General features: G+C 54.7%; 19 protein-coding genes. 17 read left to right on the top strand and 2 right to left on the bottom strand.

The annotated features are described in order from the left end of the window. Window positions 1–11 precede the first annotated feature (11 nt). From SSPSH_RS16975 to SSPSH_RS16920, 12 genes are all read left to right on the top strand, one after another. Window positions 12–2,225 carry a polysaccharide biosynthesis tyrosine autokinase gene (locus SSPSH_RS16975; protein ID WP_021031929.1) on the top strand — a complete coding sequence of 738 codons (2,214 nt, stop codon included), beginning with the start codon at window positions 12–14 and terminating at the stop codon, window positions 2,223–2,225. A 91-nt stretch (window positions 2,226–2,316) separates the two neighbouring features. Beyond that, window positions 2,317–4,173: an ABC transporter ATP-binding protein gene (locus SSPSH_RS16970; RefSeq protein ID WP_006912591.1), complete on the top strand. Its 1,857-nt coding sequence runs from the start codon at window positions 2,317–2,319 to the stop codon at window positions 4,171–4,173. Window positions 4,174–4,525: 352 nt separating this feature from the next. Continuing rightward, window positions 4,526–5,623 carry an N-acetylneuraminate synthase family protein gene (locus tag SSPSH_RS16965; protein WP_006912590.1) on the top strand — a complete coding sequence of 366 codons (1,098 nt, stop codon included), beginning with the start codon at window positions 4,526–4,528 and terminating at the stop codon, window positions 5,621–5,623. Further along, window positions 5,568–6,317, top strand: a complete 750-nt coding sequence (locus SSPSH_RS18175) for a cytidylyltransferase domain-containing protein (RefSeq protein ID WP_084623731.1) — start codon at window positions 5,568–5,570, stop codon at window positions 6,315–6,317. The genes SSPSH_RS16965 and SSPSH_RS18175 overlap by 56 nt, the downstream gene beginning before the upstream one ends. 17 nt (window positions 6,318–6,334) lie before the next feature. Next, on the top strand, window positions 6,335–7,426 hold the full coding sequence (locus tag SSPSH_RS18170; protein ID WP_021031927.1) for a polysaccharide pyruvyl transferase family protein: 1,092 nt from the start codon (window positions 6,335–6,337) through the stop codon (window positions 7,424–7,426). A 4-nt stretch (window positions 7,427–7,430) separates the two neighbouring features. Next, window positions 7,431–8,438 carry a hypothetical protein gene (locus SSPSH_RS16950; protein ID WP_006912587.1) on the top strand — a complete coding sequence of 336 codons (1,008 nt, stop codon included), beginning with the start codon at window positions 7,431–7,433 and terminating at the stop codon, window positions 8,436–8,438. A 727-nt stretch (window positions 8,439–9,165) separates the two neighbouring features. After that, window positions 9,166–10,548, top strand: coding sequence for a hypothetical protein (locus SSPSH_RS16945; RefSeq protein ID WP_006912586.1), 1,383 nt, complete (start codon window positions 9,166–9,168; stop codon window positions 10,546–10,548). 505 nt (window positions 10,549–11,053) lie between these two features. Further along, the gene (locus SSPSH_RS16940; protein ID WP_006912585.1) at window positions 11,054–12,232 is read left to right on the top strand and encodes a glycosyltransferase family 4 protein; all 1,179 of its coding nucleotides are present in this window, start codon (window positions 11,054–11,056) and stop codon (window positions 12,230–12,232) included. A gap of 64 nt (window positions 12,233–12,296) precedes the next feature. Further along, the gene (locus SSPSH_RS16935; RefSeq protein ID WP_161627854.1) at window positions 12,297–13,379 is read left to right on the top strand and encodes a glycosyltransferase; all 1,083 of its coding nucleotides are present in this window, start codon (window positions 12,297–12,299) and stop codon (window positions 13,377–13,379) included. 103 nt (window positions 13,380–13,482) lie between these two features. Further along, on the top strand, window positions 13,483–14,160 hold the full coding sequence (locus SSPSH_RS18585) for a sulfotransferase family 2 domain-containing protein (protein ID WP_021031924.1): 678 nt from the start codon (window positions 13,483–13,485) through the stop codon (window positions 14,158–14,160). A gap of 130 nt (window positions 14,161–14,290) precedes the next feature. Continuing rightward, window positions 14,291–15,349: an EpsG family protein gene (locus tag SSPSH_RS16925; protein WP_006912582.1), complete on the top strand. Its 1,059-nt coding sequence runs from the start codon at window positions 14,291–14,293 to the stop codon at window positions 15,347–15,349. A 40-nt stretch (window positions 15,350–15,389) separates the two neighbouring features. After that, window positions 15,390–16,520 carry a glycosyltransferase family 4 protein gene (locus SSPSH_RS16920; RefSeq protein WP_006912581.1) on the top strand — a complete coding sequence of 377 codons (1,131 nt, stop codon included), beginning with the start codon at window positions 15,390–15,392 and terminating at the stop codon, window positions 16,518–16,520. Window positions 16,521–16,831: 311 nt separating this feature from the next. Here the strand turns inward: SSPSH_RS16920 and SSPSH_RS16915 are convergent, their stop codons facing one another. Both SSPSH_RS16915 and rfbB read right to left on the bottom strand, forming a co-directional pair. Beyond that, window positions 16,832–17,272 (bottom strand): glycosyltransferase, encoded by a 441-nt coding sequence (locus SSPSH_RS16915; RefSeq protein WP_006912580.1) that lies wholly within the window; start codon window positions 17,270–17,272, stop codon window positions 16,832–16,834. Between the two features lie 24 nt (window positions 17,273–17,296). Beyond that, window positions 17,297–18,346: a dTDP-glucose 4,6-dehydratase gene (rfbB, locus tag SSPSH_RS16910; RefSeq protein WP_006912579.1), complete on the bottom strand. Its 1,050-nt coding sequence runs from the start codon at window positions 18,344–18,346 to the stop codon at window positions 17,297–17,299. 282 nt (window positions 18,347–18,628) lie between these two features. Between rfbB and SSPSH_RS16905 the strand changes: the two genes are divergently transcribed. The 5 genes from SSPSH_RS16905 to SSPSH_RS16885 all read left to right on the top strand — a co-directional run bounded on the left by SSPSH_RS16905 (window position 18,629) and on the right by SSPSH_RS16885 (window position 24,865). Then, the gene (locus tag SSPSH_RS16905; protein WP_006912578.1) at window positions 18,629–19,915 is read left to right on the top strand and encodes a nucleotide sugar dehydrogenase; all 1,287 of its coding nucleotides are present in this window, start codon (window positions 18,629–18,631) and stop codon (window positions 19,913–19,915) included. Window positions 19,916–20,847: 932 nt separating this feature from the next. Next, on the top strand, window positions 20,848–21,033 hold the full coding sequence (locus SSPSH_RS16900) for a hypothetical protein (RefSeq protein WP_006912577.1): 186 nt from the start codon (window positions 20,848–20,850) through the stop codon (window positions 21,031–21,033). 578 nt (window positions 21,034–21,611) lie between these two features. Continuing rightward, window positions 21,612–22,022, top strand: coding sequence for a hypothetical protein (locus SSPSH_RS16895; RefSeq protein ID WP_006912576.1), 411 nt, complete (start codon window positions 21,612–21,614; stop codon window positions 22,020–22,022). Next, a complete protein-coding gene (locus tag SSPSH_RS16890; protein WP_021031923.1) occupies window positions 21,998–23,428 on the top strand; it encodes an ImmA/IrrE family metallo-endopeptidase in 1,431 nt (476 codons plus the stop codon). The genes SSPSH_RS16895 and SSPSH_RS16890 overlap by 25 nt, the downstream gene beginning before the upstream one ends. A gap of 429 nt (window positions 23,429–23,857) precedes the next feature. After that, a complete protein-coding gene (locus SSPSH_RS16885) occupies window positions 23,858–24,865 on the top strand; it encodes an NAD-dependent epimerase (RefSeq protein ID WP_006912574.1) in 1,008 nt (335 codons plus the stop codon). The last annotated feature ends 407 nt before the right edge of the window (window positions 24,866–25,272 follow it).

Below are 25,272 nucleotides of genomic sequence, written 5' to 3'. Positions count from 1 at the left end.
GGTATTTGATTTTGGCTACTGCAGACGCGCAAGACGCAAGTCAGCGAAAGGACGACGACGAAAAAGAGATCGATCTACGTGAATATATCGGCATCGTCCTCGACGGTTGGCCCTGGATCGCCGCGTTCGCCGTACTGGGCCTGCTGATTGCAACGTACTTCGCCTGGAAGACGCCACCGGTCTACCAGGCCACGTCACTCATGCGCGTCGAGCAAAGCCAGAACATGGCGCCGCAGGCGTTCATGGAACAGCAGATTGCCGGCGCCAGTTCCAACCTCAAGGCCGTGAGCGCTGAGGCCGCGGTCATCCGGTCGCGCTCAGTGGTAGGCGATGCGGTAGACGATCTGCATTTGCGTGTGCGTGCCGCGCCCGATTATGTCCCGGTGATTGGTGAGCCCATCGCGCGTTTTGTGACGGCCAACTTTAAACGTGGTTTCGATATACCGTTTGCCACTGGTTATGCTTGGGGCAACGAATCGGTCAACGTCACGCGTATCGAGATGCCCGAGGCCGTCAATTCGGCATCGTTCCAACTCGTAGCGAATGGCGATGATCAGTTCACGCTGTACAACACCGAAGGTGAGCGTGTACTGCAGGGGCAAGTGGGCACCACTGCCTCGGGCCAGGCACCCGGCGTCGGCCCGGTCAAGATATTTGTGGAAACGCTGCAAGCCCGAGCCGGCACCCATTTCACTGTCAGCTACGTGCCGCGCCCGGCGGCGATCGGCAGCCTTCAATCCAAATTGACCATCGTCGAACAGCCGCAAGGCTCCGGCCTGCTTAACCTCACATTGTTAGGTGGCTCGCCGGCGGAAGCCGAGCGTCAGCTGGACGCTGTTATGACCTCCTACATTCAGCAGAACGTGGAAAAGCAGTCGGAACAAGCCCAGCGCCGCCTGGACTTTCTGAAGCATCAGCTGCCCGAGCTCAAGGAAGAGCGTGACATCGCAGAAAATAAGCTGCGCGAGTACCAGACCGAAAGCGGTACGCTGGATTTGAGTGCCGAAGCCAACTCGGTATTCCAACGCCTGACCAATATCGATCAGCAGATCGCGCAAACCGAGTTGCAGCGCCAGGAACTGTTGCAGGAATATACTCAGCAAGCTCCGCAGGTGCAGGCTGCGAACGAAAAGCGGGCTAGCCTCGTCCGTCAGCGCAACGAGTTACAAGAACAGCTCAAAACCTTGCCTCAGGCAGAGTCGAAGCTCTTGCAGTTTCGTCGCGACGTGGAGGTCAACAACCAGCTCTATACACAGTTGTTGAATACGTCGCAGGGGCTGGAAATCACTAAAGCCGGCATAACCGGCGTATCCCATATCGTCGATAGTGCTTACGCTAGCGCCGGCAAAATAGCTCCAAATCGCGGGTCGTGGCTGCTAATAGGAGTGCTCGCAGGAACAATTATCGCTGTTCTTTTGGTGCTGATGCGTGCGCTCCTTCGGGTCACGGTCGACGACCCGAACGAGGTCGAGTCCAAATTCGGTTTGCCGCTATACGCGACCGTGCCTTTTTCCGCTTGGGAGATGACTGGTAAGAAGCGTAAACGAGAGATGAATTTGCTCGCCGTCAACCGGCCGGATGACCCAACCGTTGAGAGCATTCGTAGTCTGCGTACAAGCCTGCAATTTGCAATGATAGAAGGCGATACCAAGTACATCGCCATTACGGGCCCTACGCCAGGTTGCGGTAAGAGTTTTATCGCTGCCAATACTGCGGCGCTAATCGCACAAACCGGCTCCCGTGTGCTGCTCGTCGATGCGGATCTGCGTCGAGGCCAGTTGTTCCGTGCGTTCGGCTTGGAGCAAGGCCCAGGCTTCTCAGAAGTGTTGTCCGGCGACGCTTCAGTCGAAACTGCGGTTCAGGCGTCGGGCGTGGAAAATCTCGATGTGCTTACTACAGGCAAGCGTCCACCAAACCCGGCCGAGCTGTTGATATCACGCCGATTCAACCAGATGAAAGCGGGGCTGGAATCGCGCTACGACTATGTGCTGTATGACTTGCCGCCCATTCTTAACGTGACCGATGCCAGCATCGTAGCAAACAATGTTGCTGCCACTTTCCTGGTGGTTCGTAGCGAACATAGCACCGGCCACGAGGTGGACCAGGCGATTCGTCGAATGAACCGCGACGACCTCAAGCTGACTGGTGCAATTTTTAATGGATTGCGTGTCGATCGGCGACGGTACGGCTATGGCAAGTACGGCTACTACGCTTATAAGTACTAACGGCATCCAGAGTTAGCAGGGACAGTTAGGGCCGTGGATTAGATGGGTCTAACTGCTTTGTACCCATTCGACCAAATCGACCCAAGGCCTAATGTTTCGACCCATCAGCCAAATGCTTGCCCTATTTTCCCCTGCGGAGCGCCTGCGTTTCATTGGAGTGCTTGCAGCTATGCTGTTTATGGGTATCCTGCAGATGGCTGGCGTTGGTGTGATCCTGCCGTTCGTCTCGCTTTTGTCGGACCCAACCAAAATCCAGGATAATGCTGTCCTTGAATGGCTCTATGGGGCCCTGGGATTTGCCTCTACCGATAGCTTTCTTATTTTTATCGGTAGCATCCTGCTTTTCGTGCTGGTTGCGAGCAACGCGGTGACAGCGCTTACGATTTGGCTAATGACACGTTTTAGCTGGAGCGTTCAAAAGCGTATTTCAACGCGCTTGTTAAATGGTTACTTGCATCAACCTTACGAAACGTTTTTGAATCGCAACTCTGCCGATACAGGGAAAAACATTCTTATAGAATCGCAGCAGTTCGCCAACGGTGTTCTGATGCCGGCTTTAAAGTCGCTTGCTTTTGGTATCACTGCGACGATGATAGTTGGATTTTTGTTCTGGTTAGAGCCAATTTTAGCGATGGTCGTCACGCTGATTTTTGGCTTGGCATACCTCTTGGTTTACCTCACGGTCCGGCGTGCTTTACTACGCATAGGGCGCGCTCGTATGTCCGCGAATACAAAGCGCTTTCAAGCTGTGAGCGAGGCTTTTGGTAGCGTTAAGGAAGTCAAGGTCATGGGTAGGGAGGCGCATTTCTTGCAGCGCTACGAGCCTGCTGCTGGCGTTTTCGCTCAATCGATGGCTACAAGTCAAGTGCTCGGCCAAGTTCCGCGTTATGCAATTGAGGGGCTGGGCTTTGGCGTTGTAATGGGGTCAATGCTTTTTCTTTTAGCGAGTGGTAACGGCTTACAGTCAGCGTTGCCACTGGCTAGTGCGTTTGTGGTGGCTGGTTATCGTCTTCTGCCTGCCCTGCAAAACGTCTATCAAGGCTTCGCTCAGTGGCGTTTTAATCAGTCCGTTTTAGATACCTTGCAAAAAGACCTTGCCGCGCACGAGCCGCCCGCTCAAGCTGGTAAGACAGAGGGGGCAGAGCGCTTTGAAGTAAAGGCTGAAGGCAGTCAAGGTCGTCAAAAAGCGCTTCTTTTTGAAAAGGCTATTGAGTTGCGAGGCGTTACTTATAGCTATCCGATGGCTGACGCACCGTCGCTGGACAACGTATCGTTGACTATTCCCCGGAATAGCTTTGTTGCGCTTACAGGTGCGACAGGCGCGGGTAAAACCACGCTTGCCGATATTATTCTCGGTCTGCTCGATCCGAGCTCTGGGGAACTCGTGGTTGACGGAACGGTTGTGACTCCGCTAAACCGCGCCGAGTGGCAAAGTCAACTGGGTTATGTACCACAGGATATTTACCTTACCGACAGTACTATCGGAAGTAACATTGCGTACGGCTTGGCGGAGGGGGACATCGACCTACGCGCTGTTGAACGCGCGGCCCGAATTGCGAATATTCATGACTTCATTCTCGACAAGTTGCCGAATGGCTACGATACGGTGGTAGGAGAACGAGGCGTACGTCTGTCTGGCGGCCAGCGACAGCGTATCGGTATCGCCCGCGCTCTATATCACGACCCCGCCATCATCGTGCTCGATGAAGCAACCTCAGCGCTAGATAATGAGACGGAGCGACGTATTGTCGACGAGCTTGACGCGATGCGCGGGGGGCGCACCCTCATCGTTATAGCGCATCGGCTGACTACGGTGCAGAAGTGTCACGAGGTTTTCGTCTTGGATAACGGCCGTATTGCCGCGAGCGGCCCTTATTCGCAACTCGTGGCGCAAAGCACTGAATTCCGCAAACTTGCTCAGGCAGACTTAAGCGCTGATGGCCAGTAGAAGCCCGATTGCGAAATATACTCGCCTCAAGCGATTGTGGCATGGGGCCGCATTATTTGAGCCGGCCTGCCACTTGCGAAAGCTATGCGTTTATAGAGCACTTCAACGGTCGCATATTGCACTCAGGCCAGCTCGCCAGAGCGTAATTACTGCAAGTACGAACAAAGATATCGCTGGCGATGGCCGAACAGCGAGGCTCTCGCGTAGTAATTATCCGATCGAGAGAGCTTTATCCTAGAACGAGCCTTAATAAAGAACGGCTCTGAAGATATGACTAAAGGGATTAGCGACGGTCCCAGAAGGTTTGATATGTGTGGCTCACGACCCCGACTTAACGCCATGGTGGTGCTGAATGAAAAATGATCTATTACACGTGATTGGCGAAGGTGGTTCGAATCATGATGGTAGGCTAGAGCATGCTTGTACGCTAACTGCAATTGCGCAAAGCGCCGGGTGCGACTCGGCGAAATTTCAATACATCGTTCCAAGTAAGCTTTACACGTCGAAATTCGTTAAGTACCCAAGTGGCGAAAAACTCGACAACCCGGTCCTTGCTCGGCGAGAGAGTGAGCTGCTTAGTTGGAATGATGTGGTTGAGCTCGACCGATTTGGTAAGAATATCGGTATCCCGGTGACGTGGTCGGTATTCGACTGTGAAAGTGCTGAAAAAATAGCGCAACTCAACCCGCCATATCTGAAGATCGCCTCGACCGACTCCAATAATTTGCGTTTGATAGACTGCGCTTCGCAGCTTGGTCTGCCTGTTATCGTCTCAACAGGGATGACGAACCTAAGCGAAATAAGAACCGTTATCGACCTTTTCGGCCGTCGAGGAAACCTTGATCAACTGACGATGTTGCACTGCGTTTCGTTATACCCGTGCGGTCTTGATAAGTCGCAGCTGGGTGCGCTCGAATCGTTTCGGGAGCTGAATGTCGATTATGGGTATTCCGATCATACGTCAGAAGCGTTTTCGTCCGCGATGGCCGTAGGATTGGGCGCCCGCGTTCTCGAGAAGCATTTTACCTTTGATAAGCATCGCCCCGGCTTCGACCATAGGTACGCCCTGAGCCCTGAACAGCTCCATGACTATGTGGCCGTTGTACGTGGAGCAAAAAGCGCAATGCACTTCGACCGGACAAGTCGGTTAAGCGCAGAAATGCAGACCGCTGTAAGAGCTAGGCGCGGACTATATGCCCGTAGAGATTTGGAGGTCGGCACTGAGTTGCAACCATCCGACGTAGAGATCGTAAGGCCAAGCGGGCCGTTGGCTGCATCGGAAATGGACCTTGTTGTGGGAATGCGCGTCGAAGAGAAGATTTTTGCGCACCAGGCGATCGATAAAACCGAAACCGGCTTGACGCCGGATCGCGAAAACAGCTGGCAGCCTTCCCATGAGTTTTGGGTGTCGGAGATGCGGTCCAAAGGTATGGTGGCCGATGAGGACTAGGATCGGTGTAGTCATCTTAGCGAGGATGTCGTCGTCACGATTTCCGGGAAAGGTTATTGCGCCTCTTGGGGGGATCCCGGTGTTAGAAATTTTGACGCGCCGCCTTCTCCAAGGTGGCTTCACGGGCGAAGAAATTGTGGTTGCGACGAGCGAGCACCCAAGCGATGACGCGCTGGCTGAGTTTTGTGCGAAAAAGTATATCAACTGCTATCGCGGCGACTTGAAAAACGTCTTAGAACGTTTTGTAAACGCATCTCGTTTTTATGATTTTGATTTCTCTTTCCGCGTAAATGCTGATAGCCCGTTTGTGTCCGTAGCGCTTCTGAAACATGCTATGAAAGAGTGCGAAGACCAGCCGTCCGTCGATGTTATTACGAACGTACGTCGGCGCTTCTGGCCTTATGGAATCGCTTGTGAGCTTATAAATATTCGCTCAGCCGAGCGTCTTCTGGCGACCGTTCCTGAAATGCGCGACGGTCAACCGACTGGGTATCGCGAACACATTACATCGGCGTTTTATGCATCGCACGAAGATTTTAACGTTGTAGACTTAATACCTAGTGATAATGTGTCCGATTTTACGCAATCGCCAGCACTTACGGTTGATGAGCCGGAGGATGTGGTGCGGCTAGAAAGGCTGCTAGCTCAGTGCAACAGCGATCCATTGACATTCACATACGAAAATTTGGTTTAGGGGCGGTAGTCAACCATATGATCACGATTTTTTGCATACAGCCCAAGGGCTTTAATGTCGGCAACGCGGCAATTAATTTAGCGATGAAGCGGATGGCCTATGAGCAATTTGGTCGTCTTGTAAATCTCGTTAGCATTCCAGCGACGCCAAAATATGACGGGGGCAGCCTTTACGGTCTATCGCGTAATACGATTCATCAAATTAACCGCATGGCGGACGGCGTAATAATTGGTGGGGGCAATCTTTTTGAAAATGACGAGTTGTTCATAGACAAGAATGCTTTGCGCTCGCTAATGCCGCCCATGATGATCTTTAGCGTTTCAAGAGGCCGCATATACAACCGGTTCGGGGACTTGGCGGATCGTACGGACGTAATACCGGACGATAACCTCAAGGCTGTATGTCAGCGCGCCGATTACGTGCTTGCACGCGACGCAGCAACGATGTCGTATCTGAGTAGTCTCAATATTGAGCATGCGCTCGAAGGTGGCTGCCCCACTGTCCAGCTTTGCAAGCTTTCGTCTGAACTGCCCCCGTTGCCCGCCGGTGAGGACGTCGGCGCATTGGTGTCAATACGCAGCCCGAGTTTGATGAATATTCCGATTCGTCTGCAGAGTACAATCCCGGGTTTGGTTCGTGACTTGGTGGAGACGCTGCGCCACAGGGGGTATAGGCGGGTTCGTTTGGTATGTCATGACCCTAGAGATCTTGAGTTCGCGAACTCGTTCCCAGGAGTGGACGCGGTATATACGTCGGACGTCCGCGAGTATCTTAGTTTGCTGGCGGCCGCCGAGTTGGCAGTTTCCTTTAGGCTCCACGCCACATTGCCGTGTTTCAGTTTTGGGGTTCCGGCCGTAAATATTAGCTACGACGAGCGAGCGAAATCGCTTCTTGAAACGATTGGTTTATCGGACTGGGATATAGATCTGGTTGAGAGCGATTCAGTGGTCGAAGACGTCACGAATCGATTGGACAACATTGAGGTTTTATCTGAGAGCGTGCAAAAAGCACGCGATAGCGATTGGAACGGTACTGTTCGTACGATGGTGCACTCGATGAGCGACTTTGCAACCGATGTAGCCAATTACGCGCGAACAGGAAAATACTGAATCGATGCGAAGTGCGTATCACGCTGATTTTTATGATGTCTGTTTCGTTTGTCGGGCCTCGATTGATCACGGGTTCGGACATCTCATGCGGTGCGCCGCCGTTGCCGAGGTATTAAGCGAGTCCCTTAACACGGCTTTTGTGCTTTACGGCGACGAAAGCGCGTTCGAGGAGTTTGTAGCGCTTTCAATCGGTAGCGCTACCGCAATATTGAAGCCTATCGCGGAAGCTAATTACGAGCCGACGGTGAAGTGTGGTATTGCGGTTTACGATACGCTCGAGCTAGAGAGATTTTGTGGGGTGGCGTGCGCCAATTACAGCATTTCCCTTAGCCCCCTTGAAGTCGATGACGACTCCAGTTTGCCTATTGATGAGGTCATCCTTCGGGCCCGCCCGCCGCTTACGGGTGGCAGCGGCGTAACCGTTACTGCAGGTATCGAATATGCAATCATTTCGGCGTCCGTCAAGAGCGAAGAAAATAAAACTGAAGCGGGCTTTATAGAGTCCAAATGGCCTGTCAAAAGACCCGTTTGTATCGCGCTTAGCGCGGCCCGAGCACATCCTGAGATAGCGGGTTTCTGGGACATGTTTGATAGCTTTGCGTCTGACCGTAGCTTTGCGCAATCGTTTCTTGTACCGAGTGGCGCGGTGTCGGCGGCCTCTCAAAACATCAGGGCTTATGGTTTCGACGAATTGGCCAGTGCAGCGGTATGTTCAAAGCTCGCTGTGACGCGGACCGGCATCACCGCCTACGAATTGGCGTATTTAGGCATCCCGAGTATTTATTGGGTGTCCGATGATCGTTATTCGTGGCTAGTAAACGATCTTGTCAACTGCGGCTTCGGGGTGGCGGTGACCGGTGGCGCTCGCAATTTGCTGGATTCGCTGAATGATGAAAAGTTCTTAGCGAATGTCGAGCAAACGACGCGAAATACCACCCGATCAGTCGATGGTTTGGGAGCGGAACGGATCGCGGATGTTATTAAAGTCCGTTTATCGGCAATACGCGATTGAAAATGGAGCGCTTGGAGTGACGTTGGCCGGTTGGTCGCGGGCCCCGGCTAAGGGACGCATGATTTGAGATGTTCGCTACAAAAGGCACCTGGAAAAGAATTGGCTCTGGGGGGGGGGCGGGTTTCGTCTCCTGACCCTAGAAAGTGTTGATAAGCAAATGGGTATGCCAGTCTGGCTTCGTGCTGTGGGTGGAGTGCTTTAGTTTCTGGTGCAAACCATTTGCAAATTGTTTAGTGAGGTCCCACTGGTTATCGGCGCTGTGCAGCTAGCCTGATTATGACTGGGCGCGCGTGAGTCGCTTGGGCGTCGCGTCGAGTGCCGGCGTAGCACGCCTAGTGCGTTGGCCCTTTCCGGGTGATGCTCCGGTGTCGTCCTCCGAGTCGTAATAAGCCACTTGGTAGGCAGCGTCAGGGCGCAACGCCTCTACGGGGCGGTTGCGCTAGGCCTCTGCCGTTCGGGGCCCGGTTTCCGGGTCCTCGGTCGGAGTGATCGCAGGTTAACCTATCATCGTTGGGGCACATAGATGCTGGCACTTGCAGATCAGCAAGATAAGTTCGGTGGTCTGCCGCGATCAAGCCAAAGGTCCGGGCGAGTGGCTTATACGTGCTTCACCCAGTCGTTATCGTTAGCCAACACATGGGGCCTGGTTGTACTGGGCGGTTGGACGTTTACACCTAAATCGGAGCAATTCGCTCGAAAGCTATTGTGCCGATAACTTTGAGTTACTATGAGCAGCCTTGTTGATTGCCGCCTCGCGCTTATTGGGCGGGTGGAGGAACTCTCGCGAGCATTCGCCCATCTTGTTAAGCGATGCGAGTCCGAGATAGCGGAGACCGAGGAGTTTCTGACCTCCTTTTATACGCCTGTGGTTTCGTTACTGCTTTCTGCTTCGGACAGTGTAGCCGGCGCACCAGTGCCTAAATCACTGCGGGAACTGGCTAGCCAGAGAAAAGCTGTAAATTACAGCACGGATCAAGTCAAAGTACTCATAGCGGATTCGCAACTTGACTATGTCCAATCAAACGAGCCGAATCGCTATGAGTGGTTGGTTCAAAAAATTCTGGGATTGAATGCCTCAAGCATAGAGTTTGGTAAGACCGACTATGAGTTGATAGAAACCGATACGCAACTGCGCGAGAAGCTTAAAGCCAATTGCAGCGCGGAGCGCAATTCGATCGAGCTCGAAAGCTTAATTGATGGAATCCCCACTTCATGTCTGGAGGGGCTTAACACCAACCGTTATGCGTATTTGAGTCGTTATCAGAGCCCCCTCGTATTGCTTCTCGACGCCAGAGTTTCTCTAGATGAGGATTATCTATACTACGTCTGTTCCTCAAAATGTGGCGGTGCCACCGTTATTGGTCAGCCTCATGGCGCTTACTACGTGCAAACGAAGCTGCCGTCTGCTTTTGAGGCGACGGAACAGCTTTTATCAGATAAGTTCGTAGAGCCAGATTGGGGAGGTAACGTTTCCGCCGACGGTGCTCTTCCAAACCTAAGGGCGTCGAAGAATAAGTTTCTTTCCGGCAAGAACCGCTTGTTGCGCCCCAGACGAAAATGCTGTTCTGTATTGTTCGTTTTTCCTCTGCTGCGGAATGCGGATAACAGGTTGCTTGATAGATTTAGTATTCCGACCGCGATCAATCAGATCGTTCGAAGGTTGAGCCCGGGAGATCCGTTGCCTGGTGCCATCACGTTAAAATTTCATCCTTTAGAGAGTGGGGATGCTGTGGAGGCGATTATTGCCGCAGTATCAGCCGTTTTGCCTTGTGAAGTGGAAGACGGCTCTGGCCTCGAACTGAAATCCGTTATGCCGCGTTATCGGGATATAATTTTTATGAGCCCGTTCATGACGGCTATGCTTGAGATAGGCGTGCTAGGAAAACGCTTCCTGGTGCTCGTGCCATCACCGCCTTCTCTGGACGAGAAGTACTTGCGATTTCTGCGTCATCGTAGCGAGAAAAGCTATCTTGTCGAGTTAAAGCATGGTGAGACGAGTGAGGTTTTCAAGATGAACTCGAGTGCGATTTCGAAAGCGTACCGTGCCAGCTGGTTTTATCCCATGCTATGGGCGAGGCACGTCCGAAAAATCATTAATAGTCGTGCCTGATCGAACCCTGACTCTACGGTTACCGAATATTTCATGCGTAAGAGGTCTGTGCGCCATCAATATTAATTATCCAGGGTCGGTGGGGCAGCTTCGTATGCCTGTGAATAGATAGACGACTCCATGATGAATAACGGGTCTTCAATTGGGTCTGCCTGGGCTCTGGGTTTAGGCGTCGTTATAATGTCTTAGGCTGGCAAAACGCTCTCCTAAGGCCCATTGATTACGGCTCATGGACGTTCCTTGTCCGCTCAAAACTTGTTTTTTATAGCGAAACCTCCGAGGTTTGGCCAGTTAGTTCTGTTCATGCCCTGTTCTGTTTTAGCTAAACAGAATAGCGTTTTCCTTCGTGCATAATCGTTTTTGAGATGTCCTATGCTGCAAAATTTCGGTTTTGTAGTGTTCAATAATTCTTGGGCAGTCTTTGCCGTGGCGATGTTGAATGAATCGAAAGATTATCGCCGCACGACGGGTTCTACTCGTTTCGTTTTGCTGAATACACTTCCAATTGATTGGCCGCCAGTTCATTGGCCATGGCAATTCAATACTAGGGGCTATCATTAATTTTTTATTTATCACGGCGGACCAGAGTAGTCGCGGCGGCACAGAGCGCGCGGTCTCGAACTTGGCGATTATGCTGGACGAGATCGGCGGTCATCAGATTAACGTGTTGAGCATCCGCGGCGGCGCGAGCTCATTCTTCCCGATGCCCGAGGGCGCAAATCTGGCGACGCTTAATCACCCGAAAAAGCGCTGGCTAAAGCAACTATCTTTGCCGTTGGAGATTATTAGCGCTATACGAAACACAGGCCCAGACGTAGTGATCGCGGTGGATAGTGTCCACTTTTTTTACCTCGCGGCTGCGACAGGACTTTTCCCGAAGATTCGGTTTTGGTGTTGGGAGCATTTTAATGCCCTGTCCACGCTCGGTATAAGGCGTCGAGGCCTGGGGAGGCGACTGGCGTCGATCTTAGCCGACGCAGTCATCGTACTGACGACCGAAGATCGTCGCTACTGGAGGGCGCTTTTCGGCACGAGTCCGAGCAGGCTTGTTGTTATTCCGAATCCTATTCCGCACTCATCGGCCGTGGCTTCGCCAAGCGAGGATCTAAGCCCCCGGGATGCCACCATGGATGGGGCGCAAAGCTTGCCGAATTCGTGTGCCCGAAAAACTGTTCTCGCCGCTGGGAGGTTGGAGGAGCAGAAGGGCTTTGATCTGCTTTTGAGATCATGGGCGTTAATTCCGCAGCGAAATAGGGCCGGCTGGCTATTAAAAATCGCAGGCGAGGGTCGATTAAAGAGTGAGCTTGAGGCGCTAGCCTTCGAGCTGGGTGTGCGTGATTCGGTAGAATTTCTCGGTTATGTGGATTTGTCTTATGAGATGTGCGTTTCGGATATTTTCGCCCTATCATCTCGATTTGAGGGGTTTGCGCTTGTACTGCTGGAAGCTGTAAGTGCTGGGTTGCCCTGCGTCGCGTTTTCATGTCCGAGTGGCCCCAAAGAGATAGTTGACCACGGCCGTAGCGGTTACTTGGTGCCGCCGGGAGATACAGTCTCGTTTGCCAAACGTTTGAACGGTCTAATGCAGAGCGACGATCTGCGAGACAAATTTGGCGAGTACTCCGCGATCAGTGCGGAGAGGTTCGCATGGCCGATGGTGCGGCGAAAATGGGCGGAGCTCTTATAAGTCCGACCAGCATTCGTGTGCTAGCGCTTGGTAAGTTGGTGTAAATTCGATGCGCATATTGTTAGTGATTACCGGCCTCAGTGTAGGCGGCGCGGAGCGTTTGCTCTCTGCTTTGGCAGACCAGTTCGCCGATTTAGGGCATGACGTGACGTTAGTCGCACTGGGTGGGCCGATCGCGCTGCGGCCGGCAAACTCGAAGGTACGCGTGCTTGGTTTGGGGATGCGTAAAAGCCCCATTTCAATTGCTTTGGCGCTTTTTCGCCTCGGCAGGTTAATTCGCGCTTTTAAGCCCGACGTTGTTAACTCACATCTTGTTCACGCCAATATTCTGTTAAGACTTCTTCGACTAGCGGTACCACTGAATTATCTGGTGACGAGCGCGCATAATGTTCACGAAGGCAGCGCGCTACGGATGTGGCTTTATCGGGTGACCGATAAATTGGCGGATATCTCGACCAATGTAAGTGATGAGGCCAGGGACGCCTTCCTGACTGCGGGCGCCGTCCCGAGCGGGCGTATGCGGGTGATAAGGAACGGGATAGATACAGCAACGTATCGGTTCGATGCGGCTGCGCGAGAGCGCTTGCGTGAATCCCTTTGTATTGCGCCCAGCTGTTCGCTGATACTCGCGGCGGGGCGCCTGACCGCGCAAAAGGATTATCCGAACCTATTGAACGCGTGTTCGATACTTGCGCGTGATAAGCGCGATTTTTGCGTAGTGATAGTGGGCACGGGGCAGCTTGAATCCGAACTCAAACAGCTGGCCTCAAGGCTAGGTCTCGATAACCGGGCCCAATTCCTTGGCGTTCGCAACGATATGATTGAGTTGTTATCCGCTAGTGACTTGTTTGTGCTTGCTTCTGAATGGGAAGGTCTGCCGATGGTGATCTTGGAGGCAATGGCTTGTGAGCGCCCCCTGGTGGCCACGAATGTGGGTGGCGTCGCAAGTGTGGTTGGCCAATTTGGTTGGGTCGTTGCACCGGGTGACTCGGCTGAGCTCGCTTGTGCTATGACCACTGCGCTGGATTCGAGTCTGGCTGAAAGGTCTGAACTTGGTCGGCGCGCAAGAGAGCGCGTCAAGTCAGAGTATTCACTTTCAGCCACGGCTGACCGATATTTGAGCCTGTATCGCGGTCAAAAGTTCTAACGTACCGCTTTCGGCCCTACTGTTATTAACTGTTGCTTTTACGCCTCGTCTAAGTCTAGCGTTCGACGTATGCAACGAAGCTAGAAATGTGAAGTTTTAAAATATGATTTCTAAAGAATGGCGCACAATATTTATACACGTTCCGAAGTGTGGTGGCACCAGTATAGAAAAAGCGCTCGGGTATCACGACTCGTTTGACGCTCGGGGCAAACAGGACCACCGTGCCGTTCGTGTGCTAGAACGTCCGGTACCGATAACGGATTTGCTCTCTTCTACAGAAAATATCACGCTCGGTGTCCGTAGGGTATTGAACCCTATTTTAAAAAATGAAAACCCACGTAATCGTGAAACCGTATCCGCCGAAGAGTTCAAAAGTTTTTTCAAGTTCACTATTGTACGCAACCCTTGGGCTCGGGCGGTGTCTTGGTATCGAAATGTCTGTGCTGATCCAGAGCATTTGAAGCAGCTCAAGATTTCCGGCGATATTCGTTTTGAGGAATTCCTTCGGCGCTTTGCCGGCAGCGGAGGGCTCCGGACTCAGCTCTATTGGCTGAAAGATTTCAAGGGACGTATAGGTGTCGACTATATCGGGCGGTTCGAAAAATTAGCGGAAGAGTTCAGTTATATAAAGAAAGAATTAGGTCTACCTGAAGAAGTTACCCTACCTCACGAGTTGCGATCGAAGGGGTTCGATTACCGCGATTACTACGATGATGCGTCCCGACGCTTCGTCGCAGAATACTATCGCGACGAAATCGAGCTGTTCGATTACCAGTTCTGATGCCGTGCGCTGCTGCGTTGGCGGGCCATCTATCAACTTCAGATTTGCGACGATTTTCGAAAGTCCGTAGTTGGTGATTGAGCTAGCATTACGCGTTATCTGGTCGGATGCGGGCGGATAGAGAGACGATATGTTCGTTTATTGGACGTTATTCCTGACACCGGCGCTGTTGGCGTTAGCTCGCGTGCGCGTGGCGACGTTCGGATGGGTGTGTCTGGGAGCCTTGGTAGCGGGTGCCATCGGATTTCGATTCCAGGTAGGAACGGACTGGGGTAACTACATAACGATGCATTTCGTGCCGGCTGGCTATATGTCCCTATTGGACGTATGGGTGCTGTCCGATCCGCTTTTCCGGTCGTTGAATTGGTTGGCGCAAAGTCTCGGGTTGGGATACTGGAGTATTAACCTTGCTACAGGGATCGTTTTCGCTGCAGGTCTTGTCCGTTTTGTTCGGCGATTGCCTGAACCGCTATTAGCGTTTACGGCGGCGATTCCGTATCTGGCCATTGTGGTTGCGATGAATTATACGCGGCAGGCGTTGGCATTAGGTTGCGTGCTATTTGCACTACCATATCTTTATAACCGTCAACTCTTGGCCTATACAGTGACGGTTTTGGCTGCGAGTTTATTCCATCGTTCGGCTATCATTTTCCTGCCCTTAATGGCGCTAGCGGCGCAGAGGGGTAATTTCGGGTTGATCATATCCGCAGGTCTTATTTCGGTCATGGCGTTTGGCTTGATCCTTTACGAACGCTTTGCCGGGCTGTGGCGCCAGTACGTAGAGTCGGAATTTGCCGACAATTCCCAGGGCGCAGTAGTTCGCGTAGCGATGAGCGCTTTGCCGGCTTTGATGTGGTTCGTTATATCGAGAAAGGTTTCCCTCACTAGCGTGGAGCGACGTGTTTGGACGCTACTGTCCTCGTGCGCGCTAGTCGCCATGGGTCTTGTTTTTCTAGCACCAGTGGCTGTAGATCGCGTCGCTCTATATCTCTCTCCCATTCAGCTGATGGTGGCAGCGTATTCGGTACAGTTCTTCAAATCTTATGACCGAGTGTTAGCGCGTGTGGCAGTGATCGGCGTATATGCAATGGTTCAGTACACTTGGCTTGTCTATGGGGCTCATAGCGGCGACTGGTTCCCGTATCGGTTCTGGCCGTTCTTTTCCTTGGATGCGCCGGTTTATTCATGAGCTTACTGACAGTGCTGAAATAGGGTTGGCTAACAATTAAATGCAAATTGCAATCGTCGGGAATCAGGCTCGATCCGCGATCAACTTTCGCGGACCTCTTATTCGTTACTTGGTTGAGTTGGGCCATAGTGTTCTAGTTTTAGCACCCGACTTTGATGTTGATACGCGCAAGCAAATTGCTGCGCTCGGGGCCGTTGCGGCGGATTACGATCTTGACCGGACGGGGTCTAATCCGTTTAAGGACTTAATGGCGCTATACCAGCTCTGCCGCATTCTTCGTCAGGGGCGGTTTGACGCGGTATTAGCTTATTTCGCTAAACCGGTTATATACGCGATGCCGGCAAGTGTAATGGGTGGCGTGGCCAGGCGGGTCGCCTTGATTGAAGGTGCGGGTTTGATTTTCACGGAAGGCGGCGCGGTATCGGCTAAGCGGCGCTTTATTCGTGCAGTGATGGCGTTGATGTATCGGGTAGCGCTTAAAAGTTCGACGGCTACGTTCGTGTTAAATCAAGATGATCGCCGCCTTTTTGAAAAGATAAAGGGCAAGCGCGGCGCGCCGATCGCTTGCTTGCCGGGTATTGGGATAGATTTGGATTTTTACGGTCAAGTCGAGCCGTCGAAATCACGCCCATGCCCTATGTTTTGCTTGCCGGCACGTATGATTGAGGAGAAGGGGGTTCGGTTTTTTGTTGAAGCGGCGGGGTTGTTGCGTAAAAAGTATCCTCAGGTCCGGTTCGTTTTGTTAGGCGGGCTTGAGGAGTCACCCTCTGCTATCCCGGAGGCAGATCTGGCTGGGTGGGCGCAAGAAGGAATTGTTGAATGGGTTGGTTATGTGCCGGATATTAGAGGGCTACTGGGTAATAGCTTGGCGCTCGTTCTGCCGACTTACTATCGAGAAGGGCTCCCGCGGTCAATTCTCGAAGCGATGTCCTTGGGTCGCGCCGTCATCGCCACTGACGTGCCGGGTTGCCGCGATGCGGTGGAAGATGGTGTAACCGGGCAAATCGTCCCGCCGAAGGACGCCAGTCGGTTAGCCGCGGCGATAGAACGTTACATATGTCAGCCAGCGCTCGCTGAGGCGCATGGAAAGCAAGGGCGGCTGCGTGCGGAAAAGCTTTACGATGTGGACGATGTAAATAAGCGCATAGCTCAAGCTCTTGGCGCAGGCTGATTATGCTGGACTTAATTCTTTAATAAGCGTCGTTGTTGCTGGTTGTCGAGTCTCGTCTCTCGTTGGTGTGACCGCTTTTATTGTAGCTAGGATGCTGGACGCTGAGCTGAAAGTTTCGGGCATTTACGGCTCGAAGTGCAGTCTAGTCGTGCGCATGGAAAGTCCGAGCTATCACCTACTCGAGTATGACCAGCTTAGTTATTTCGAGTTTTTAGTCGTCGGCGTGGCTACCGGTGTGGTTTGTGGAGAGTCGCGCATTGCTGCCGTTGCTCGGTTCTACCGGGGCGGTTTCGATTGCCGTAATTGGGCAGCTAGCCGGCGGCGGCGATTGTACGGTCGAGCTGATTGGACGTGAACAAGTAGCCCATGCCGGTGAGGGCGCCGATGAATCGCGTATTGCGACTGAATGGCGCGGCCAGGCAGCCGTAAAGCACGCACTTCAGGGTGAACAGGTGGGCGACGTCCGGCCGTTCTTTACGAAGGAGGCGGATCACCTTATATAAAGCGCCCAGTTCACGCAGCGGGTTGGATCCGCGCGAGTTGAGCGGCAGCGTTTCAACGGGCCAGCCTTCGTCGGCCAGGGCTCTCGTGTAACCGGCTTCGCCGCACGCCAGGCGAATACGCCAGCCTTCATGGCTGGCACGTTTGATGAGGTTCTTGCGAAAGTTGAACAGGTACCAATCCGTATTCGCAAGGTACAGAACCGTTTTGCGTTTACTTGCTAGAGGCTCTGACTGACGGGGTTCGCTCATGCGTTATTTGCCTTATGCCCTTCGCTAATTTAAAGGTGAGGGCGGTTGCTCATCGTCGGTGAGATGCGCTTCGACCCAGGCCGGGTTATCCAAAATCCAAAGCAGGGTACGCCTGAGACCGCTATCCAGCGTTTCTTGGGGGCGCCAAGCCAATTCGTTTTGCATTTTAACCGCATTGATTGCATAGCGATGGTCATGCCCTTTGCGGTCTTCGACAAACCGGATGAGCTGTTCGCGAGAGCCGATATCGGGATCGGGGGCGAGTTCGTCGAGTATGCGGCATACACGACGCGCGAGATTGAGGTTGGTTGACTCCTCATGCGCGCCGATATTGTATCGCTCTCCGATCCTGCCTTCCTCGAATACGCGTACCAGGGCACGTGCGTGGTCTTCCACGTAAAGCCAGTCCCGGACGTTGCTGCCATTTCCATAAATTGCTATCGGCTTTCCATGCAGCGCCTTGATCGCGGTAAGCGGAATCAGCTTTTCCGGAAACTGCCATGGTCCGTAGTTATTGGACGAGTGGCTCAAGACAACAGGCAGGCCGTAGGTGCGGTGCCAGGCTCGGGCCAGATGATCGGCGCTTGCCTTGCTCGCGGCGTATGGCGAATTCGGCGCGTAGGCGCTGTCTTCGCTGAACGATCCCGTGTCGCCGAGCGCACCGTACACTTCGTCCGTGGAGACATGAAGAAAACGAAAAGCTTGCCGTCGCGAGTATGTCAGGTGCTCGTAGTAAGCGCGGACCGCTTCGAGTAGCGTGAAGGTGCCGAAGATATTGGTGGTAATGAAATCGTCGGGGTGGGCTATTGATCGGTCGACATGCGATTCTGCTGCGAGGTGAATGATGCCGTCCGGTTGGTGTGCGCCAAGTACACGGCCTAGTGCGTCGCTATCGCGGATATCAGTGTGTTCGAAGGTATAGCGGCAACTTTGCGAGGCGCTCTCAAGTGCTTCGAGGTTGGCCGCATATGACAATGAATCGAGGTTGATTACGGAGTGATTGGTGTCTGCGATCAGGTATCGGATTAAAGCTGAACCGATAAAGCCTGCACCGCCGGTGACAAGTATTTTCATTGCATAGACGGCTGCTCACTGCGGAGTCGCTCTGACTTCGCAGGATGAATAGCCCTGTGAACTTTTAACTTCATGTTATCAACTTTAAGTATTCGCTAGCATCGCACGATATGGCGAATCAGTATGCGACGGAGTTAGCGCCTCAGGGGCCATGGTGTTGCGGGAGAACTATTCGCGCAAAGGGTTGGGGATTGCGTCGAATTACTCTAGCATTGCGTCGGTTTCTATCCGCCGGCGGGTTCTGTGGCTCATGTGCGAACGGGCCGTGCTTAGGAGTAGCGCATGGCTGCGGTTGATCAGTTCGACGGATCGGTATCGATTGCTGTCATTGGCTTGGGGTATGTGGGCTCGCCACTCGCCGTGGCTTTCGGCCGGCATTACGACACGCTCGGTTTCGATATCGATGCGCGTCGTATCGAGCAGCTTGCGGGCGGCTACGATTTTACGCGTGAGGTAAGTGAGGCTGATCTGCGCAGCTCGGCGGCGCGCTTTTCGGCGGACGCTGAGGCGCTTGCCCAAGCGAATATTTATATCGTGACGGTGCCGACGCCTGTGACCGAAGCCAAGGTGCCGGATTTCGGGCCATTGGAGGCGGCGTCCCGCACGATTGGGCCTTACCTGAAAGCAGGCGATATCGTGGTCTACGAGTCCACGGTTTACCCGGGTGCGACCGAAGAGCGGTGTGTGCCGATTCTGGCTTCGATGTCCGGCCTCGTTTTCAACGAGGGCTTTTTCGTGGGCTATAGCCCGGAGCGGGCCAACCCCGGTGACGCCGCGCACGGCCTGGCGAATATCACGAAGGTGGTGTCTGGTTCTACCGATGCGGTCGCGGACCGTTTGGTCGCGCTTTACGGTGCGATCGTGCCTGCGGGTATTCATCGCGCTTCGACTATCGCCGTGGCCGAAGCGGCCAAGGTGATCGAGAACGTGCAGCGCGATATCAATGTGGCGCTGGTCAACGAGCTGTCGAAGATCTTTACGCGTTTGGGTATCGATACCGAAGAGGTATTGAAAGCAGCCGGCACCAAATGGAATTTCCTGCCGTTCCGGCCGGGCCTTGTCGGCGGGCATTGCATTGGCGTGGACCCTTATTACCTCACCTACAAGGCGCAAGCCGCGGGCTATCACCCAGAGATGATCCTGGCCGGGCGGCGTATCAACGACGGTATGGGCCGCTATATCACGTACGAGGTGATTCGCCTGATGCTTCGGCGCAAGATCCAGGTGCACGGGGCGCGTGTGTTGATGATGGGGATTACGTTCAAGGAGAACTGCCCGGATATCCGCAATACACGGGTGGTGGATATCGTGCACGAGCTGATGGAGATGGATGTCGTGGTCGATATCTACGACCCGTGGGCGGACGCCGATAAGGTCGAGCACGAGTACGGTTTGCGTACAGTCGAGTCGCCTGAAGCGGGCACGTACGACGCCGCTGTGGTTGCGGTGGCGCATCGCGAATTTCAGGATATGGGGGCGGCTGCGATTCGCGCGCTTTGTAAGCCGGAGCATATTGTTTACGACGTGAAGTATGCGTTTGGGGCCACGGAGACGGACGGGCGGCTTTAGAAGATAGGCGGTGTAGTGTTTGTGAGTCGGCAGTTCGAGTCGGCGTCGTCTGGCGCTTGCGTTGCTTTGTTGGCTTACGGCCTTCGGCCTAAGCCAACCTCGCATGTGGGCTGGCCAAAGCGCGCTATATGAACCGGGTAGTGCTTTGGGGCCAGTTACGTAGCGCTGGCCATAGCGCTGAGATGTCGCTAAATGTCGTGTGCGCCCATCTGATCAGGCCGCGCTCGGCCCGGCGTTGGCGTGTTGGCTGGCGTGTATCTTTATTGAAGACGATTGAGAGCGCCGCGGTGCAGCAGTGGGAGGGTCAGGCCGGTCGTCCGAAGGTCGTCTCGCCATGTTTGTGCATCATGCGCAATCGTTCGCGCGGGCCATTCAGCCATGGCCGGCTGCGTTGCGGCCCTCCCAGTCCACCGGGTACGCTGCCTTTTCAAGCGGCTTCGTAGTTTAACGCCGCGCATGGTTCGGACAACACAAGGGTGACGTTTATGAGCCAGTGCGTAGATCGACGCGATTTCACCGAGTACTTTCGCGGCAATGTGAAGTCGTTGGGGTTGGCCCTGCCGATGTCCATGTTTAGCACTTTCAATCAATCGGTGACGCAGGCCCTTGTGATTACAAGCTCGCTCGATAGCGCTCGGCAAGCGGGCTACGGTTGGCGAAATTATCGGCGCAACCACTGGGCTGGAAAAGCTCAAGACCGCGGCGGCGCTCTACGGCTCGTTCTACGCCGGTGCCGTGGTGGGCAGTCTTTTCGTCGCAGCGGTGCACTCGGGCGTTTGTGGTGCGAAGCGCGCCGATCTACTGTTACTCGTTAATCGTAACAACCTCCGTTTTGAGGAGGGTATGTCGTTCTAGGGCCAACATCCAGAGGTGTTCAGCGGGCCTGGCGACAAGCGGCTGGGCTATGTCGCAATGGCAGCCAGGCGGGCCGCGTGAAAACCCGTCAGGTTAAAGACCGGGCGCTTCTGATCGTCGTGGCTGTGATCTGCGCGGCTTGCGCTTGGCTATTTTTCTATTTGCTCGGAAGCTATGCGCTCCCGGCGCTATTCGGCATGTTCGCGATTGGCAGCATCGGGGAAGCGGTACGGCTCCACCGTCACCAAAACGACCGGCTTTGAACGGACGCGACGGAGTCGTAGCGCTGGGCGCAGGGCGGCCTTCAGCGCAGGGATGCGCCGCGCCGCAGTGGCCGCCTCGCACGCCATCGCTTGCGTATAAGCCGCGCTCCCACGAGATGGCTTCGAATAATACGTGCACGGCGTTGCATGGCCGGGCCGCGGTATGATGGTGGTCAGCGATGTGCGTTGTAGTGGGCTCGTAGCGCGCAAACGCGGCATATGTGAGCAGATCATTAGGCTGCTGCGGTTCGGCGTTCGCCGAGGTGTTAAACGGGGTGGTTGAGTCAGCAGGCCTGCGTGCGTGTGTTGCAATATTGGCTTAGGCGCGTTCCTGCTCGGATAGCTGAGGCGCGGCTGCTCGCATGCACAGAGCGCTCGCGGCGGAGCGTCTTCCAGTCGGAAGGGTTTGCCGATTCGGCGCTGGTGCTTTCGGTTCATTGCTTACGCTTCGCCACGCTGATCTGTGTGCGTGGACAGGGCATTCGGCCCAAAGCGAATGCGCTGAATGTGCTTGGTCTGAACTGAATTCATCATGATTTGGTATAAAGGCAATCTGTTTTCAGCCGCTTTTTTCAAGAATGAGCGACGTGAATAGCCCGGGTTGGCTTTACGAGCGGGGCGAGCACCGATACAAACACCGTTGGAAGCACGATTATGCGGGCTTCCAGCCTGATGGCCCGGGCGGTTACGGGAAATGTCCGAAGCACATCGAACAGGCGTTGGCAAAAAGGCTGCTGAATGATCGTGGCATCCCTTTTTACGAGCACGACGGGAGTTCGTATCCCGAAAAGATCTATGTCCTTTACCTCGGCGTGCCTTATGTGTGCGTGCCAACGCGGGCCGGTATTTCGTATCATGGCTATCCGTGGCGGGGCGATATGGCTGCGCGCACGTTGCCCAAACGCATTGAGCGCAAGCTGCGGGAACAGGCCGAGGCCGACGGTAATGCGAAGGAGTTCAAGACATGGCTGAAGGACTACGGCGGATGATAGGGCAAGCGCCGGGGCTGCAGTTCGAGCTATCGCGCAAATGCGCCTCAGATAGCGAGGCCTGGGGATATGGCCGGGCCTTTCTCGATAACGAAACCGTATGGTCGGCTGAGTCTGATGCGCCTCTCAAATGGGCCTGGATCGATTTGCTGGAGTTTCTCGGCCGGAATTGGCCTTGGTTATGCCTGGAACAGCAATACCCCATTAATTTAAACCCGGTTCGATTGGTGGATCTGCACGATGAGGCAGAACGCCGCTGGGCGGACATGTCTGATGAGCGCGTCGAAGCAGAGGATGAGCAGCTCTGCCGTTTTGTCGGGCGGCACGATCTGGCGGCAGCTTTTAAAGGTATGTTCGTCGAATCTTTGATGGTGCTTCGACAGGGCGCGCAGTACGAGATATATAGCGCACGGCTCGAGCGCTCCTTGTGGCTGCCAAAGGCGGCTGTGCAGGAGGCGCTCGTTGAGGTAGGAAACACCCTGGCCGAATGGCTTGGCGATACCTCGGATGCGCGAGCCGACGCCGCTCTCGCACAATGGCGCGACCGCGAGACGCGCCTTCGTGAACGGCAAGTCGCCATACTTAGCGGCCTGTCGGTTGCTACGCTCCGAGACCTCGAAGGCGACCAACCTTCGGCGGCTTTTTGGGAGTTGCCGGCTGGGGACGCATCGCAGTCCGATACAGAACTGCTGGCAGCGGCGCGCATGAGCGGGCCCGCGTTGGGCAATGCAGATCGTGGTTACCTGCTCGAAATGGTTCGCAATGCGCCACACCGCACTGTAAGTACGCTGGATGACGTGTGTACGGCGCTGCGTGATTCTTTGGCGTTGGTGGGGCCGCCGCATGAGCAAGGCTATGCAGCGGCAAATTGGCTGCGTACTCGGTTGGGCGTCGATACGGCGTCCGGCATGAATGTTGAGGCATGGCTTGATGATTGGAACATCGACGTTCGCGAGATCAAGCGCGATCAAATGCCGCTGGACGCCGTTGCGGCCTGGGGCCCACATCATGGGCCGATGATCTTGCTTAATGTGGCCCAGCGTGCGCGCCCGAGCAAGCCTGCGGGGCGGGCGTCGACGCTAGCGCACGAAATGGCGCATCTGTTGCTCGATCGCGATGGCGCGTTGCCCATGGCTGAAGCACTGGGCGGCGCTACACCGGCGTATGTCGAGAAAAGAGCCAACGCGTTTGCTGCCGAGCTGCTGCTTCCTCGTTCTGCTGCCGCGGGATGGTTGCGCAAGGGCGAAGGGGTCGGGCGCGTACTTCGACAGCTGCGTACGCGGTTTAAGGTCAGCGAAGAATTGGCGGGATGGCAGATTTATAATTCGAGTGCCTTCGACACGCTCGACGCCGACGAACAGGCGCTTATTTTGCGTAAGACGAGGTTTCGCGGGGATCGTGCCTGAAAAATTACTGCGCACTGGTATCGATCGCGTTCGTTTCACGAACGTCGAGTTGGGTAGCTCATCAGGCGCTCTGAAGCCGCGTGTGGCGGTCCGAGTAATGTCGTTTCGTGGCTATCGTCGACTTCGGTCTTTGGGCTGGCGAACTTGCGGATCTTTCTTCGCCCATGCCTCAATGGGGCATCGTGCGTAGGGGATTAGCGCAGCGTAATCCAACAGAAACGTGGCCTCGTCGGCCGGCGTGCTGACGCGCTTAGGATCGTCTTCGCGGCGGGTTCGTGTTGGCTTGAGGCCTTTGGCCTAAGCCAGCCCTACGGCTGGTGTCCCTTCCACGATAGGGTGCTGCGGTTGGGTTAGGCTTGCACGCGTATACTATGCGGCTCGTTGCGGTGGGCGTGCCGCGGGTTTTCTATCGATCGGCAGATTGGGCTTATGAAGGTACTCGTCACCGGGGCGGCCGGCTTTATCGGTTCGCATGTTGCGCATCTGTTACTGGATCGCGGTGAGACGGTTGTCGGCGTTGACAATCTGGACCCGTATTACGATCCGTCGCTCAAGCAGGCGCGCCTGGATCGGTTGATCGCGCGCGACGGGTTCGAATCCGTTCATCTGAATATTGCTGATCGCGAGGCGATGCCGGCATTGTTCGACGCGCATCGTTTCGATGGCGTGGTTCACCTTGCTGCCCAGGCCGGCGTGCGGCATTCGCTGACGCATCCGCACGACTATATCGATAGCAATGTCACCGGCACTTTGAACGTGCTCGAGGGGTGCCGGCATACCGAAGTCGGTCATCTGGTGTATGCGTCGACCAGTTCGGCGTATGGGCTGTCGACCGATATGCCGTTTTCGCCACAGGGCACGGCCGATCATCCGGCCGCGATCTATGCGGCATCCAAGCGCGCGACCGAGTTGATGGCGCATTCCTATTCGCATCTGTACGGGTTGCCGACGACGGGATTGCGTTTCTTCACGGTTTACGGGCCGTGGGGCCGGCCGGATATGGCGCTGTTCCTGTTCACGCGCAAGATGCTGGCCGGCGAGCCCATTCCGGTATTCAATCACGGCCAGCACCGCCGCGATTTCACCTATGTGGACGATATTGCCGAGGGCGTGGTCCGCATTCTCTACAAGCCGGCCGAGCCGGACCCAGCCTGGTCGAGTGATGCGCCGACGTTGGGCACGAGCTGTGCGCCGTGGCGGATTTACAATATCGGCAATGGTGACCCGGTTCCGCTCATGGACTATATCCATCGGCTTGAAGAATGCCTGGGTATCGAAGCGGATAAAGAGATGCTGCCGATGCAGGCGGGCGATATCGAAGCGACCAGTGCGGACGTGACAGGGCTGTTCGAAGCGGTCGGCTATCGTCCCGAGGTGCGGGTGCATGAAGGGGTGAAGAACTTCGTGGACTGGTATCGCGGGTATTACCAGGTTTGATTCGGCGTTGCGCGGCGGTTTGGGTGATCGCTGCTGAGCGTGCGGTAAGTAGCGAACGGGCTTTGTTCGGAAGGCGCTTTGCGCCTTTGTCGGCTTACGCTGCGCTATGCCGTATATGGATCCGCTCCGGTAAGCAACCACGATAATTTCATCAGTCGGGATTGCCGACACGTGGCGGTGACCGATTCAGGGCACCGCGTGATCGGTTGTCAGTGCATACACAGACCTTGGCTATTGCTGTGTGTGGCTGTGATGTTCGTCTGCACACGCATGGCTCAGGCCACGCGATAGCGGTCGCCGCTGTACATCAGCGCCCAGAGGATGCGGGCGTTCTTGTTCGCCAGCGCCACAGCTGCCTTATTGCGCCCGTTGCGGGCCACGCGTTGACGTAGCCAGTCGCCACGTCG

This window comes from Salinisphaera shabanensis E1L3A (assembly GCF_000215955.2).
GTDB classification, from domain to species: Bacteria; Pseudomonadota; Gammaproteobacteria; order Nevskiales; family Salinisphaeraceae; genus Salinisphaera; species Salinisphaera shabanensis.
Note: the sequence above shows the minus strand (reverse complement) of the source record. Positions and strands in the feature narration are given on the sequence as shown.

Coding starts and splice junctions, on each gene's coding strand:
- SSPSH_RS16970 (WP_006912591.1), top strand. CDS start 2,317: ATGTTTCGACCCATCAGCCAAATGCTTGCCCTATTTTCCCCTGCGGAG.
- SSPSH_RS16905 (WP_006912578.1), top strand. CDS start 18,629: ATGGCTGCGGTTGATCAGTTCGACGGATCGGTATCGATTGCTGTCATT.
- SSPSH_RS16895 (WP_006912576.1), top strand. CDS start 21,612: ATGAGCGACGTGAATAGCCCGGGTTGGCTTTACGAGCGGGGCGAGCAC.
- SSPSH_RS18585 (WP_021031924.1), top strand. CDS start 13,483: ATGATTTCTAAAGAATGGCGCACAATATTTATACACGTTCCGAAGTGT.
- SSPSH_RS16885 (WP_006912574.1), top strand. CDS start 23,858: ATGAAGGTACTCGTCACCGGGGCGGCCGGCTTTATCGGTTCGCATGTT.
- rfbB (WP_006912579.1), bottom strand. CDS start 18,346: ATGAAAATACTTGTCACCGGCGGTGCAGGCTTTATCGGTTCAGCTTTA.
- SSPSH_RS16945 (WP_006912586.1), top strand. CDS start 9,166: ATGAGCAGCCTTGTTGATTGCCGCCTCGCGCTTATTGGGCGGGTGGAG.
- SSPSH_RS18170 (WP_021031927.1), top strand. CDS start 6,335: ATGATCACGATTTTTTGCATACAGCCCAAGGGCTTTAATGTCGGCAAC.
- SSPSH_RS16915 (WP_006912580.1), bottom strand. CDS start 17,272: ATGAGCGAACCCCGTCAGTCAGAGCCTCTAGCAAGTAAACGCAAAACG.
- SSPSH_RS16920 (WP_006912581.1), top strand. CDS start 15,390: ATGCAAATTGCAATCGTCGGGAATCAGGCTCGATCCGCGATCAACTTT.
- SSPSH_RS16890 (WP_021031923.1), top strand. CDS start 21,998: ATGGCTGAAGGACTACGGCGGATGATAGGGCAAGCGCCGGGGCTGCAG.
- SSPSH_RS16950 (WP_006912587.1), top strand. CDS start 7,431: ATGCGAAGTGCGTATCACGCTGATTTTTATGATGTCTGTTTCGTTTGT.
- SSPSH_RS18175 (WP_084623731.1), top strand. CDS start 5,568: ATGAGTTTTGGGTGTCGGAGATGCGGTCCAAAGGTATGGTGGCCGATG.
- SSPSH_RS16965 (WP_006912590.1), top strand. CDS start 4,526: ATGAAAAATGATCTATTACACGTGATTGGCGAAGGTGGTTCGAATCAT.
- SSPSH_RS16925 (WP_006912582.1), top strand. CDS start 14,291: ATGTTCGTTTATTGGACGTTATTCCTGACACCGGCGCTGTTGGCGTTA.